The sequence below is a fragment of the Salinicola endophyticus genome, from assembly GCF_003206575.1.
Lineage (GTDB): Bacteria > Pseudomonadota > Gammaproteobacteria > Pseudomonadales > Halomonadaceae > Salinicola > Salinicola endophyticus.
The window spans coordinates 548,348-561,693 of record NZ_PZJO01000004.1 but is presented as its reverse complement, the minus strand read 5'-3'; the positions used below and the strand labels follow the sequence as shown (position 1 = coordinate 561,693).

General features: G+C 68.3%; 11 protein-coding genes and 1 other RNA gene. All 12 read right to left on the bottom strand.

Annotation, left to right across the window (positions count from 1 at the left end; genetic code table 11):
• Positions 1-28 precede the first annotated feature (28 nt).
• Complete coding sequence (locus DOM66_RS11860) at positions 29-751, bottom strand: cell division protein FtsQ/DivIB (RefSeq protein WP_110676257.1); 723 nt, start codon at positions 749-751, stop codon at positions 29-31.
• Between the two features lie 46 nt (positions 752-797).
• Positions 798-2,207 carry a UDP-N-acetylmuramate--L-alanine ligase gene (gene murC, locus DOM66_RS11855; RefSeq protein WP_232825244.1) on the bottom strand — a complete coding sequence of 470 codons (1,410 nt, stop codon included), beginning with the start codon at positions 2,205-2,207 and terminating at the stop codon, positions 798-800.
• 34 nt (positions 2,208-2,241) lie between these two features.
• A complete protein-coding gene (gene murG, locus DOM66_RS11850; protein WP_110690228.1) occupies positions 2,242-3,327 on the bottom strand; it encodes an undecaprenyldiphospho-muramoylpentapeptide beta-N-acetylglucosaminyltransferase in 1,086 nt (361 codons plus the stop codon).
• Entirely contained in the window at positions 3,324-4,529 is a 1,206-nt protein-coding gene (gene ftsW / locus DOM66_RS11845) for a putative lipid II flippase FtsW (protein ID WP_110690226.1), read from the bottom strand. The genes murG and ftsW overlap by 4 nt, the downstream gene beginning before the upstream one ends.
• On the bottom strand, positions 4,523-5,902 hold the full coding sequence (gene murD / locus DOM66_RS11840) for a UDP-N-acetylmuramoyl-L-alanine--D-glutamate ligase (protein ID WP_110690224.1): 1,380 nt from the start codon (positions 5,900-5,902) through the stop codon (positions 4,523-4,525). The genes ftsW and murD overlap by 7 nt, the downstream gene beginning before the upstream one ends.
• A gap of 4 nt (positions 5,903-5,906) precedes the next feature.
• Positions 5,907-6,989 (bottom strand): phospho-N-acetylmuramoyl-pentapeptide-transferase, encoded by a 1,083-nt coding sequence (mraY, locus tag DOM66_RS11835; protein ID WP_110676267.1) that lies wholly within the window; start codon positions 6,987-6,989, stop codon positions 5,907-5,909.
• A 9-nt stretch (positions 6,990-6,998) separates the two neighbouring features.
• Positions 6,999-8,354, bottom strand: coding sequence for a UDP-N-acetylmuramoyl-tripeptide--D-alanyl-D-alanine ligase (locus tag DOM66_RS11830; protein WP_110690221.1), 1,356 nt, complete (start codon positions 8,352-8,354; stop codon positions 6,999-7,001).
• Complete coding sequence (locus DOM66_RS11825; RefSeq protein WP_110690218.1) at positions 8,351-9,889, bottom strand: UDP-N-acetylmuramoyl-L-alanyl-D-glutamate--2,6-diaminopimelate ligase; 1,539 nt, start codon at positions 9,887-9,889, stop codon at positions 8,351-8,353. Before DOM66_RS11825 ends, DOM66_RS11830 begins: the two co-directional genes overlap by 4 nt.
• Positions 9,886-11,607, bottom strand: coding sequence for a peptidoglycan D,D-transpeptidase FtsI family protein (locus DOM66_RS11820; RefSeq protein WP_110676273.1), 1,722 nt, complete (start codon positions 11,605-11,607; stop codon positions 9,886-9,888). Before DOM66_RS11820 ends, DOM66_RS11825 begins: the two co-directional genes overlap by 4 nt.
• A complete protein-coding gene (gene ftsL / locus DOM66_RS11815; protein ID WP_110676275.1) occupies positions 11,604-11,933 on the bottom strand; it encodes a cell division protein FtsL in 330 nt (109 codons plus the stop codon). Before ftsL ends, DOM66_RS11820 begins: the two co-directional genes overlap by 4 nt.
• Before the next feature lie 9 nt (positions 11,934-11,942).
• Positions 11,943-12,923 carry a 16S rRNA (cytosine(1402)-N(4))-methyltransferase RsmH gene (rsmH, locus tag DOM66_RS11810; RefSeq protein ID WP_110690329.1) on the bottom strand — a complete coding sequence of 327 codons (981 nt, stop codon included), beginning with the start codon at positions 12,921-12,923 and terminating at the stop codon, positions 11,943-11,945.
• Between the two features lie 32 nt (positions 12,924-12,955).
• Positions 12,956-13,305: RNase P RNA component class A (gene rnpB / locus DOM66_RS11805), an RNA gene on the bottom strand.
• Positions 13,306-13,346 lie beyond the last annotated feature (41 nt).

Sequence of the window (13,346 nt, the reverse complement as noted above, 5' to 3'; positions counted from 1 at the left end):
ACGACTACGTCGGGATCACGCCACCGATCTAGTTGGCTTCGGCGCTGGTTTGGGTCTCTCCGTGCCAGGCCACCGCGACGCCATTGGGATAACGCAGATCGATGTAGCGAATCTGCGACGCCTGCGCACCCAACTGGCGCTGCCAGGCAGCGATGAAACGTGCCAGTCGCGTATCCAGATCGCTGCGCCCGAGGATGACCCAGACATTGTCATTGACCTGGAAGCGCCAGGCGCCGCGCGCTTCGAGCCGCAGCTGGGTGACCTCGAGCCCGAGATCGGAGAGCGTACGCCGCAGCGAGTCGTAGTAGGCCAGCACCTCGCGACCGCTACCCTCGGGGCCACCCAGATCGGGCAGGCGCCGGCCGAAATCCTCGATCGGCCCGGGCAGGAACGGCTGACCGCGACTGTTGAGCAGCGCGTCGTCGTTCCAGCGCGCCACCGGGTCCTGCTCGTAGAGTTCGAAGCGCAGCGCATTGGGCCACTCGCGGGTGACCTTGACCTCGCGCAGCCACTGGATCTTGCGCGCCTGGTCACGCAGCGCCGGCAGATCGATGGAGAGCCAGGTGTGGCCGCGGATCAGCGGTGCCAGCTGCTGCTGCAGGTAACTGGCGCTGACGTACTCGAGATCACCGCTGATCGAGACCCGGGCGATCGGCTTGTCCAGCCACAACCAGAGCGCGCGCCCCCCGGCACCGAGCAGCACGACGATCATCAGCACGCCGATCAGCGCCCCCCGCGCGTTGGCGTTCATCGGTGACGCCTCTGCGCAGCGGCCGGCAGGCGGGTCGAGCTGGAACTCAAAGCACCACCTCGTCGAGATCGAGGCCGCTGCCGGCCAGCTTGAGCGCAATGCCACCCACGTCGCCGGCACCCTGGGTGATCAGGATGTCGTCGGAACGCAACACATGGGAGAGCATATCGGGCAGCGCGGCCTTGTCCTCGACGAACATCGGGTCGACCAGACCACGCTGGCGGATCGAGCCGGCCAGCATCTTGCCCTCGGCCCCGGGGATGGGCGCCTCGCCGGCGCTGTAGACATCCAACAGTAGCAGCGTGTCGACCCCCGAGAGCACGCGCACGAAGTCTTCGTAGAGATCCCGGGTACGGCTGTAGCGGTGCGGCTGATAGACCATCACCAGACGGCGCTCCGGCCAGCCGGCGCGCACCGCGCGGATCACCATCTCGACCTCGCGCGGATGGTGACCGTAGTCATCCACCAGCATCACCTCGCCGCCGCGCTTGAGCGGATAGTGGCCATGCACCTGGAACCGCCGCCCGACGCCGCCGAAGGAGGCCATGCCGGTGACGATATCGGCGTCGGCGACACCGGCATCGGTGGCCACGGCGATCGCCGCCAGCGCGTTGAGGGCATTGTGCGCCCCCGGCATCGCCAGCCGAATGCGCAGGTCGGCGTGGCCCTCGGGGCGCACCGCGACGAAGCCGATCTCCCCTGCTTCCTGCCAGAACTCGCTGACGCGGAAGTCGGCGTCCTCGCTGAAACCATAGGTGACGAAATGGCGCTGCACCCGCGGCAGCAGTTCACGCACGTTGTCGTCATCGACACACAGCACTGCCCGGCCGTAGAACGGCAGGTTGTGGAGGAACTCGATGAAGGTGTTCTTCAAGCGTGTGAAGTCACCATCATAGGTCGCCATGTGGTCGGCATCGATGTTGGTGACGATGGCGGTCATCGGCTGCAGATGCAGAAAGGAAGCATCCGACTCGTCGGCTTCGGCGACCAGAAACTCGCCAGCGCCCAGACGCGCATTGGTGCCGGCGCTGGTCAGCTTACCGCCGATGACGAAGGTCGGATCGAGCCCCGCCTCGCCCAGCAGCGTCGACAGCAGACTGGTGGTAGTGGTCTTGCCGTGGGTGCCAGCGACCGCGATGCCGTGACGAAAGCGCATCAGTTCGGCCAGCATCTCGGCGCGCCGCACCACCGGCACGCGATGCTCGCGGGCCCAGGCGATCTCCGGGTTGCTGGCATCCACGGCGGTGGAAACCACCACCACGTCGGCGCCCTCGGCATTGACCTCGGCATGCCCGATCGCCACGCGAATGCCGCACTCGCGCAGATGCTGGGTCACCGCCGACTCGCGCAGATCGCTGCCGCTGACGGTGTAGCCCTCGTTGGCCAGCACCTCGGCGATGCCACACATGCCGGCACCGCCGATGCCGACGAAGTGAATCCCGCGGATCCGTCGCATCCCCAGATGCGAACGTACCGGACGATTCTCGATGCTATCGCTCACTTGCCACCTCCATGCAGCCCTCGAGCATGCGCTCGACGGCATCCAGATGAGCCACCCGGCGTGCCTGGACCGCCATCTCCGCGAGCACGTCGGGGCGCAGCAGCGCGTCGAGCGCCTGCGTCAGCCGCTGCGGCGTCAACTCACTCTGCTGTATCAGTTCGGCGCCACCGGCCGCGACCAGATGGCGCGCATTGTGTGTCTGGTGATCGTCCACCGCGTGGGGGAAAGGCACCAGCAGCGACGGCTTGGCCGCCGCGCTCAGCTCGGCGATCGTCAGCGCGCCGGCGCGACAGACGATCAGATCGGCCCAGGCGTAGGCCTCGGCCATGTCATCGATGAAGTCGCTCACCTCGGCGCTCACCCCTGACTCCTGGTAGCGCGTCTGGGTCGCGGACTCCTTGTCACGGCCGGCCTGATGGCGCACCTCCGGGCGGCTCTCAGGAGGCCGCGCTGCCAGCGCCGCGGGCAGACGCTCGTTGAGTGCCTGCGCCCCCAGCGAACCACCCAACACCAGCAGCCGCAGTGGCCGCCCGGCCATCGCCTGGGCCTGCCGCGGTGACTCGCCCAGGCGGGCGATCTCCTCGCGTACCGGATTACCCACCACCTCGGCACGCGAAGCTGGAAAAGCCCCCGGGAAGGCGGCATAGGTGCGCGTCGCCAGCCGCGCCAGGGCGCGATTGGTCAACCCGGCGATGGCATTCTGCTCATGCACCAGTAGCGGCTTGCCGCAGAGCCGGGCAGCGAGCCCGCCGGGGCCGCTGGCGAAGCCGCCCAGCCCGACCACCAGCTGCGGATCGAAGCGTCTGATCACCCGGCGCGCCTGCATCACGGCTCGGCTCAGGCGCCACGGCATCGCCAGCCAGCCGGCCAGACCGTTGCCGCGCAGTCCGGCCACGTCGATCTGATGGAGCACCAGCCCGGCCGCCGGCACCAGCCGATTTTCGATGCCCCGCGGGCTGCCCAGCCACTCCACCGTGACGCCTCGCTGGCGCAGCGCCCGCGCCAGCGACAGCGCCGGCACCACGTGGCCACCGGTACCGCCGGCCATGATCAGGACGCGCTCGAGTTGGCTCATGACTCGTCCCCCTGCGGCTGCCGCTCCGGCGGCGCCGACGACTGCCCCTGTGGCGGCGCGGCGGCGCGCCGCTGGCTGCGGCGAACTTCGGCGTCGACCCGGAACAGCATCGCCACCATGATACCGCTGACGATCAGGCTCGAGCCGCCGTAGCTCAGCAGCGGCAACGTCAGACCCTTGGTCGGCAACATGCCCGAGCTCACCGAAATATTGATGAAGGCCTGGGCGCCGATCACCAGGGCAATGCCGTAGCACAGGTAAGCCGCGAACGGCATCCGCGCCAGCTCCGCCTTGCGTCCGATGCGGAAGGCGCGGAACACCAGCAGGGCGAACAGCAGGATCACCCCGACCGCCCCGAACAGCCCCAGCTCCTCGGCCAGCACCGCGAACACGAAGTCGGTGTGCGCCTCGGGCAGATAGAAGAGCTTCTGCACGCTATTGCCCAAGCCCAGACCGAACCAGTGCCCGCGACCGAAGGCGATCAGCGCCTGGGTCAGCTGGTAGCCGGTGTTGTATTGATCCGCCCAGGGGTTGGCGAAACTGGTGATACGCTGCAGACGGTAGGGTTCGGCGACGGCCAGCATCACCGCCCCCGAGCCGACCACCACCATGATCAGCAGAAAGCGCCACAGCGGCGCCCCGGAGAGCAGCAGCATGCCCATCACGCAGCCGGTCATCACCACCACGGCGCCGTAGTCCGGCTCCAGGATGAGCAGGAAGCCGATCAGCGCCATCACCGCCAGCGGACGCATGAAGGCGCCCCAGGTGCGCCGCACCTCGGGCAGGAAGCGTTCGAGGTAGCCGGCGACGTAGACGATCATGAACAGCTTGGCGACCTCGGAGGCCTGGACGTTGACGATGCCCAGCGGGATCCAGCGCCGACTGCCGTTGATCTCGCGTCCCACCAGCAGCACCAGCACCAGCAGCAGCAGCCCCAGGATCAGCAGCATGGGCCCCTTCTCGCGCCACCACCACAGCGGCAGGCGCACCGCCAGCAGGCCGACCCCGATCGCCGCGAGCACGAAGATGCCGTGACGGATACTGAAATAGTAGGGATTCCCGGTGAGACTGGCGGCGATCTCGGTGGAGGCCGAGGTGACCATGACCCAGCCGATCAGCATCAGCGCCAGCGCCGACAGCAGCAGCCAGCCATCGAAGGATTGATGGCGGGTGGTGAAACGTTGTTCCAGCCCTTTCAGCATGTGGCTTCCTGCCCTTGCGCCAGAATCTCGCGGAACGCCGCGCCGCGCGCCAGATAATTGGGGAACTGATCGAGACTGGCGCAGGCCGGTGACAGCAGCACGCAGTCACCGGGCTCGGCGATGGCGGCGGCCCGGCGCATCGCCTCGGCCAGGGTCTCGACCCGGGTCACCGGCAGTTGATCGCCGAGCGCCGCAGCCAGGCGCCCGGCATCCTGACCGAAGACCACCGCCTCGCGCGCATGCCGCGCCAGCGCCGGCGCCAGCGGGGTGAAATCGGCACCCTTGCCCACGCCCCCGCCGAGCCACACCAGGCGCCCGGCGAGCCCTTCGCCGACACCGGCGATGGCGGCCAGGGTGGCGCCCACATTGGTCCCCTTGGAGTCGTTGATCCAGCGCACGCCGCACCGCTCGACCACCACCTCGCCGCGGTGCGGCAGCCCGCCAAAACGCGTCAGCACCTGGCGCATCGCCGCCCACGGCAGCCCCATCGCCTCGCCAATGGCCACCGCCGCCAGGGCGTTGGCCTGGTTGTGGCGCCCCGCCATGGCCAGTGCCGCCACCGGCATCAGCCCCTCGGTGCCGCGACACAGCCAGGGCTCTTCAGCCCCGGTGGGCACCGCCACGCCCCACTCGTTGGCGCTGGCAGGTGCGGCCCGGGTGAAACGCACACAGGGCAGCTGGGGGTCGTCGGGCCAGGTCGCCCTATCCTCGGCGTTGACCACCGCGCACTCGGCGCCGCGAAAGATACGGGCCTTGGCGGCGCGGTAGCCGGCCATGTCGCCATGCCGGTCGAGATGGTCCTCGGAGAGGTTGAGAAAGGCGGCGCAGCGGGCATCCAGGGCGTCGAGGCTCTCGAGCTGGAAGCTCGAGAGTTCGAGCACGAACCAGGCCGCCGCGGGCCGATCGAGCAGCAGATCCAGCGCCGCCTCGCCCAGGTTGCCGCCCACGGCGATATCGAGCCCCGCTTCCTGGGCCATCTCACCCACCAGTGTGGTTACCGTGGACTTGGCATTGGAGCCGGTGATCGCCACCAGCGGCGCGTGGCAGTAGCGCCGGAACAGCCCGATCTCCCCCACCAGCTTATGCCGGTAGGGCGAAAGCCCGGCGCTGGCGGTATCCACACCCGGGCTCACCGCGATCTCGGCGAAGGCGTCCAGATCCAGTGTATCGAGGGCCCCCAGGTGCAGCGTCACCTCGGGGAAATCGGCTCGGAAGGCCTCCAGCCCCGGCGGTGCGCTGCGCGTATCCGCCATCACGAAGGCTTCGCCCCGCGCGCGCAGGAAGCGCGCGATGGCACGCCCGGAGATGCCCAGGCCCACCACCAGGCGCGGGCCGGCAGGCAGGTCGTTGGCACGCTGCGATATCGAGGTCATGGGATCAGCGCAGCTTGAGCGTCGCCAGCCCCAGCAGGACCAGCATCACGGTGACGATCCAGAAGCGCACGATGACGCGCGGTTCGGGCCACCCCTTGAGTTCGAAGTGGTGATGCAGCGGCGCCATGCGGAAGATGCGCCGCCCGGTCAGCTTGTAGGAGCCCACCTGCAGGATCACCGACACCGTCTCCATCACGAACACCCCGCCCATGATGAACAGCACGATCTCCTGGCGCACGATCACCGCCACCACGCCCAGCGCAGCCCCCAGTGCCAGCGCACCGACATCGCCCATGAACACCTGCGCAGGGTAGGTGTTGAACCACAGGAAGCCGAGCCCGGCGCCGGCGATGGTGCCGCAGAAGACCGCCAGCTCGCCGGCCCCGGGGACTTCAGGGATATGTAGATAGTGGGCGAATACCGCATTGCCGCTGGCGTAGGCGAACACCGCCAGCCCCATCGACACCAGCACGGTGGGCATGATCGCCAGACCGTCGAGTCCGTCGGTCAGGTTGACCGCATTGGAGCTGCCGACGATCACCAGATAGCTGAGCACGACGAAGAAACCGCCGAGCGGAATCACCACATCCTTGAACAGCGGCACGATCAGACTGATCTCGACCGGGCTGGCGGCGGTGAAATAGAGCACCAGCGCAGCACCGAGACCGATCACCGACTGCCAGAAGTACTTCCAGCGCGCCGGCAGGCCACGTGGATTCTTCTCCACCACCTTGCGGAAGTCGTCGACCCAGCCGATCGCGCCGAAGCCCAGCGTGACCGCCAGCACCAGCCACACGTAATGGTTGGTCAGATCGCCCCACAGCAGGGTGCTCACGGCGATCGAGATCAGGATCAGCGCACCGCCCATGGTCGGCGTACCGGCCTTGGAGAGGTGTGACTGCGGGCCGTCGTCGCGCACCGCCTGACCGATCTGGCGCTCGACCAGGCGCTTGATCATCTGGGGCCCCATCCACAGGCTCAGGAACAGTGCCGTCAGCGTCCCCAGGATGATTCGCAGGGTGAGATAACCGAAGACGTTGAAGGCACTTTGAAAATGCGTCAGCAGTTCAGCCAGAAAAAGCAGCATGAGTCCGATTCACCTTGAGGCGTCGTCACGCAGCGCGGCCACGAGTCTTTCCATGCCGGCACTACGCGATCCCTTGACCAGCACGCTGGCGTGGGAAGGCATCTGATCACGGGCGAAGCGCTCGAGCGCCGCCCAGTCGTCGAAATGGCGGCCTTCGTCACCGAAGGCCTCGGCTGCGGCACGCGCGGGTTCCCCGAACGTACCCAGACAATCGATACCGAGATCGCGCGCGGTGCGCCCCACCTCGGCGTGCAGCGCGGCCGACTCGGCCCCCATCTCCCCCATGGCGCCGAGGAAGCACCAGCGCGGCGCCGGCAGGGTCGCCAGCGTCTCCAGCGCGGCGCGCATGGCACCGGGGTTGGCGTTGTAGCTGTCGTCGATCAGGCGGCTGCCGCGTACGCCTGCCACCACCTGCATGCGCCCACTCATCGCGGTGGTGGCCACGAGCCCGGCGACGATCTCCGCCGGCGCGAAACCGAGTGCGTGGGCCGCCGCCGCCGCCACCAGCGCATTGCGCACATTGTGGCGCCCGATCAGCGCCAGCTTCACCGTCAGCGCCGGAGCGTCCGGCAGCGAGAGCGTGAAAGCATACCGCCCGGCGTCATCACAGACCAGATCGTGGGCGGTGACGGCGGCCGGGGCATCGATGGCGATATCGAGCACGCGGGCGCTCCCCGCCAGTGCCCGCCACACGGGAAAATAGTGCTCCTGGCGGTCGAGCACGGCGACGCCGTCACGACCCAGGCCGGCGAGGATCTCGCCCTTGGCCTGGGCGATCTGCCCCATGCCGCCGAACTCGCCGACATGGGCGCCGGTGACGTTGGTGATGATCGCCACCTGCGGCCGGGCCAGCGCCGTGGTCCAGGCGATCTCGCCGAGATGGTTGGCGCCCAGCTCCACCGCGGCGTAACGGTGGGGCGCGCGCAGCCCCAGCAGGGTCAGCGGCGCGCCGATGTCGTTGTTGAGATTGCCGCGGGTGGCCAGGGTCGGGGCGCGCCGGGAGAGAATCGCCGCGAGCAGCTCCTTGACCGTAGTCTTGCCGCTGTTACCGGTGACCGCCACCAGCTCGCCTGCCCAGGCAAGCCGGTGCGCCCGCGCCAGCAGTCCCAATGCCAGACGGGTATCCGGCACCAGGATCTGTGCCAGCGGATCGGCCACCGGACGCGCGACCACTGCCCCCACCGCACCGCGCTCCCGCGCCATGGCGAGGAAGTCGTGCGCATCGAAGCGCTCGCCCTGGAGCGCCACCAGCAGATCCCCCGGGGCAAGCTCACGGGTGTCGGTGACGATGCGTGCGACCTCACTATCCCCAGCGACCCCGGGCGCTCCCAGGGTCGCGGCGATGGCGCTCAAGCTCAGGTTCACGCCTGCGCCTCCCGCTGCGCGCACGCCGCCCGCGCCTGCTCGAGATCGTCGAACGGGTGGCGCACACCGGCGATCTCCTGGTAATCCTCGTGCCCCTTGCCGGCGATCAGCACGATATCGTGGGGGCCAGCCTCGGCGATCACTCGCCGGATCGCCTCGCCACGGCCATCGATCGACCAGGCGTTCGCCGCCGCCGCGGGCGACAGACCGGCGACGATCTCGCCACGAATGGTCGCCGGGTTCTCGCTACGCGGATTGTCGTCGGTCACCACCAGCCGGTCGGCGTGGCGCTCGGCGACCGCTGCCATCAGGGGTCGCTTGCCGCTGTCGCGGTCGCCGCCACAGCCGAACACGCACCATAGCTGGCTGTCCGCCTGGGCCGGCAGATGCTCACGCAGCGCGGTCAGGGCATTGTCCAGCGCATCCGGGGTGTGGGCGTAGTCGATCACCACGCTGGGCATTTCACTATCAGGGTCGCGCGGCAGCCGCTGCATGCGCCCGGGCACCGGCGACAGCGTCTGTGCCGCCGGCCATAGCGACGCCAGCGGCACACCCAGGCCATAAAGCGTGACCATCGCCAGCAGCGCATTATCGAGATTGAAGCGTCCCATCAGCGGCAGTTCGAGCAGATGCTCGTCTTCCGGCGAAGCGACCACCGCGTGCAGCCCCTGCGGCAGCGTCTCGCAGCCGGCCACCCGCAGGGTGGTCGCCTCGGCCGCGCCGGTGGCCAGCACCCGCACCCCGGAGGACAGACCCGCCAGCATCAATCGCGCCAGCGGGTCGTCGGCGTTGACCACTGCCAGCCGCAGGGACTCGCGGCGGAACAGCCTGGCCTTGGCCGCAGCGTAGGCGGCCATGCTGCCGTGATAGTCGAGATGGTCACGACTCAGATTGGTGAAGACCGCGACCTCGATCGGGGTATCGCCGAGACGCTCCTGGGCCAGGGCGTGGGAGGAGACCTCCATGGCCACGGTTTCGACCCCCTCACGGGCGAGCTCGCCCAGCATCTGCTGCAGTTCGAGCGGCCCCGGCGTGGTCTGGCGCGCTGCCTTGAGTCGCTGCGGGCGGCCATAACCGAGGGTGCCGATCACCGCCGCCGGCCGCCCCACGGCCTCCAGCAGGGTGGCGATATAGTGGGTGACCGAACTCTTGCCATTGGTGCCGGTGACACCGATCAGTGTCAGGCCGTCGGGCACCGCGAACAGCTGGCGGCCGAACTCGGACAGCCGTCCGGCAAGCCCCGGTAGCGCCATCACGCGGGCGTCCTCGTGCCACGCGATATCGAGCCCGTGGGCCTCGGCCAGCACCAGCACCGCGCCCTGCTCGAGCGCCGCGGCAATGAACTCGCGTCCGTCGCGATCCACCCCGGGCAGCGCGACGAACAGCTCACCGCCGCCGCTCACATCGCGACTATCGAGGGCCAGGGCTACGCTGTCGGCATCGGCCAGACGTCGTCGCAGTGACGCTAGGTCAGCCTCCGGCCACAGCGACGCGAGCGCCTGGATCAGACGCGAGACTTCGACTTCGAGCGTCATGGTGCCGTCTCCTCTTCGGGCTGGTCCGGCGGCACATCGAGCAGACGCAGGGCGCTGCCAACCACGCGGCTGAACACCGGCGCAGCGACCAGGCCACCGTAATAATCGCCCTTCTTGGGATTGTCGATCATCACCACAGTGACGATGCGCGGATTGTTGGCCGGCGCAATACCGGCGAACAGCCCGCGATAGGCGGTCTTCTGATAGCCGGTACTGGTGACCTTGCGCACCGTACCGGTCTTGCCTGCGATCTGGTAACCGGGAACCATCGCCAGATGGCCGCCAGCATTGGGCTTGACGATCTGCTCCATCATCTGGAGCAGCTCGTGCGCCACCTTGGGCGCCATCACCTGGTCGCTCTCCGGCTCGCCACTGAGCTTGAGCAGCGACGGATGCAGGCGTTTGCCGTCATTGGCGATCGCGGTATAGGCGCTGGCCAGCTGCAGCGGCGTGACCGCGATGCCGTAGCCGTAGGCCATCGCTGCCTGGGCGCTACGCGGCAGATTGGTCAGCGACGGCAGGCTGCCACTGTTCTCACCCGGGAAACCGGTGCCCGGCGACTGGCCCAGGCCGAGTTGGCGATAACGGTTCCAGATGGTGTCCTTGGGCAGCGACAGCGCGATGTGCGCCATGCCGATGTTGGAGGAGTGCAGCAGAATACCCGCCGGGGTGAGCTTGCCGTAGTTGCGGAAGTCACGAATCGTGTAGCCATCCACCACCATCCACCCGGGCGAGGTGTCGATGACACTCTGCGGGGTGTACTTACCGGAGGCCAGCGCCGCCGACATCGCCAGCGGCTTCATCACCGAGCCCGGCTCGATGGCATCGGTGATCGCCTGGTTGCGCAGCCCGCGCACGTCGACGTCGGAGCGATTGTTGGGGTTGTAGGAGGGCAAGTTGGCCATCGCCAGCACCTCACCGGTGCGGGCATCGAGCATCACCAGCGAGCCACCGTCGGCGTCGTTCTCGCGCACCCCGGCGGCGAGCTCACGGTAGGCCATGTACTGCAGGCGCAGATCGATCGATAGCTTGAGGTCACCGCCGGGTCGAGCATCCTTGATCAGGTGCAGGTCGCGCACCAGCCGCCCCTTGCGGTCCTGCAGCACGCGACGCTTGCCCGGCTCGCCGGTCAGATAGCGGTTGTAGGCCAGCTCCAGCCCCTCCTGCCCGCGGTCGTCGACATTGGTCACTCCGACCAGCTGGGCCGCCACCTCGCCCGCCGGGTAGTAGCGCTTGTACTCGTCGCGGGCGTAGACCCCGGGCACCTGCAGATCAATCGCCGGCTGGGCCTGGGCCGGGGTGAGCTGACGCCGCAGATACATGAATTCCTTCTGGGCGTAGCGGCCAACGCGATCGCGCAGCTCTTGCGGGTCGACCTTGAGCGCCTGGGCCAGCATGGTGAGCTGGATCGGGTCGGTAGGCAGCTCCTGCGGGTTGGCCCAAAGCGTGACCACCGGGGTCGAGATCGCCAGCGGGTCACCGTTGCGATCGCTGATCATGCCGCGGTGGGCACCGATCGACTCCACCCGCAGGGTGCGTGCATCGCCCTGATCCTGCAGGAAGCTGCGGTCGATCACCTGCAGATAGACCACGCGCCCCACCAAGGCAGCGAGGGCGACCAGAATGATGCACAGCATGAACCAGTAGCGGCCGCCCCCCAGCGGCGCATTCGCGGCGCGGGATTTGGGGGTAGCGGTGCGTCGGCGCGTGGCGCTCATGGGGTGATGACCTTGACGTCACCCACGCTCGGCACGCGCATGTCCAGGCGCTTGCTGGCGAGCGCCTCGATGCGGGCCGGCGACGACCAGGTGCTCTCCTCCAGCAGCAGGCGCCCCCACTCGGTCTGCAGCGCATCGCGCTGGTTCTCGAGCTTCTGCAGCCGTGCGTACTGCAGGCGGGTGAGGTGGGACGTGCTGATGATCGCCAGCGCACTGGCGAGGATAGCGACGATGAGCAGGATCAGGATGATCGAACGGGTGCCCGTGCGGCGGGCGAATGGCCAGTCCCCATAGAGCGGGGGCCTGCGTCTTCCTTGAACGGCCATGGAGCTCCTTTACGCCAACTTCTCGGCGATGCGCATCACCGCGCTGCGCGCACGGGGATTGCCATCGACTTCGCGCTCACCGGGACGCAGTGCCTTGCCCACCGGCTTGAGCCGCTTGTTGAGCTGATCCTCGCGTATCGGCATGCCGCGGGGCAAGTGGGTGTCGCCGCGGGATTGATCACGAATGAAGCGCTTGACCAGCCGATCCTCGAGGGAGTGAAAGCTGATCACCACCATGCGACCACCCGGGGCGAGGGTCTCCAGCGCGGCGCTCAGCGCACGCTCGAGCTGCCCCAGCTCGTCGTTGAGATGGATGCGAATCGCCTGGAAGACCCGGGTCGCCGGATGCTTGCCCTTCTCCCAGGCCGGATGCGCGGCCTTGACGATCTCGGCCAGCTGCTGGGTACGCGCGATCGGTGCCTCACGGCGCGCCGCGACGATGGCCCGCGCGATACGCTTGGCGAAGCGCTCCTCGCCGTAGGTCTTGAACACCCGCGCCATCTCCTGCTCGTCGCTGCGCGCGATCCAGGCCGCGGCACCGACCCCGGAGCTGGGGTCCATGCGCATGTCGAGGGGGCCATCACGCAGGAAGCTGAAGCCGCGCTCGGGGTCGTCGAGCTGCGGCGAAGAGACGCCGACATCGAGCAGCACGCCATCGAGCTTGCCCATCAGACCCGCGGCTGCGGCGTGCTGATCGAGCTCGGCGAAGACCCCCGGGCGAATGTCAAAGCGAGGATCGGAGATCGCCGCGGCCGCGGCCAGCGCGGCAGGGTCACGATCGATCGCCAGCAGCCGCCCGTCAGGGGCGAGACGTTCGAGAATCGCCCGCGAGTGGCCGCCACGACCGAAGGTACCATCCAGGTAGCAGCCGTTCGGTGCCTGCACCAGCGCCTCGACCGCGCCATCGAGCAGCACACTGGTGTGGCGGTAGTCCGGCGAGCCGGCCGCGCCATCGTCGTGTGCCTGTGGAGCCTTGTCGCGGTGCAGCATGCGGATCTCGGTATTCGAACGGCGAAAAAAGAGGAGGGAGTCGGCCGATAAGCCGGGTTCTGTCGAGGACAGTCATTCATCTAGGAGGTACGTCGCCATACCTCTCGAGCAACCTACCCGGATCCAGCGCGGGCCGCGCCGAAGGATCCCTATTTGGTCTTGCTCCAGGTGGGGTTTACCGTGCCACGCACTGTTACCAGGCGCGCGGTGCGCTCTTACCGCACCCTTTCACCCTTACCGGCCGCCGAAGCGGCTTAGGCGGTCTACTCTCTGCTGCACTGGCCGTCGGCTTGCGCCGCCCAGGCGTTACCTGGCACCTCGCCCTATGGAGCCCGGACTTTCCTCCCCCGGATCAACCGGCGGCGACTGTCTGGCCAACTCCCAAGCGCGCAAGAATAGCAGCACCCCCTGCCCCTCTCAACA

Coding starts and splice junctions, on each gene's coding strand:
- DOM66_RS11860 (WP_110676257.1), bottom strand. CDS start 751: ATGAACGCCAACGCGCGGGGGGCGCTGATCGGCGTGCTGATGATCGTC.
- ftsL (WP_110676275.1), bottom strand. CDS start 11,933: ATGGCCGTTCAAGGAAGACGCAGGCCCCCGCTCTATGGGGACTGGCCA.
- mraY (WP_110676267.1), bottom strand. CDS start 6,989: ATGCTGCTTTTTCTGGCTGAACTGCTGACGCATTTTCAAAGTGCCTTC.
- murG (WP_110690228.1), bottom strand. CDS start 3,327: ATGAGCCAACTCGAGCGCGTCCTGATCATGGCCGGCGGTACCGGTGGC.
- DOM66_RS11820 (WP_110676273.1), bottom strand. CDS start 11,607: ATGAGCGCCACGCGCCGACGCACCGCTACCCCCAAATCCCGCGCCGCG.
- rsmH (WP_110690329.1), bottom strand. CDS start 12,923: ATGCTGCACCGCGACAAGGCTCCACAGGCACACGACGATGGCGCGGCC.
- ftsW (WP_110690226.1), bottom strand. CDS start 4,529: ATGCTGAAAGGGCTGGAACAACGTTTCACCACCCGCCATCAATCCTTC.
- murC (WP_232825244.1), bottom strand. CDS start 2,207: ATGCGACGGATCCGCGGGATTCACTTCGTCGGCATCGGCGGTGCCGGC.
- DOM66_RS11825 (WP_110690218.1), bottom strand. CDS start 9,889: ATGACGCTCGAAGTCGAAGTCTCGCGTCTGATCCAGGCGCTCGCGTCG.
- murD (WP_110690224.1), bottom strand. CDS start 5,902: ATGACCTCGATATCGCAGCGTGCCAACGACCTGCCTGCCGGCCCGCGC.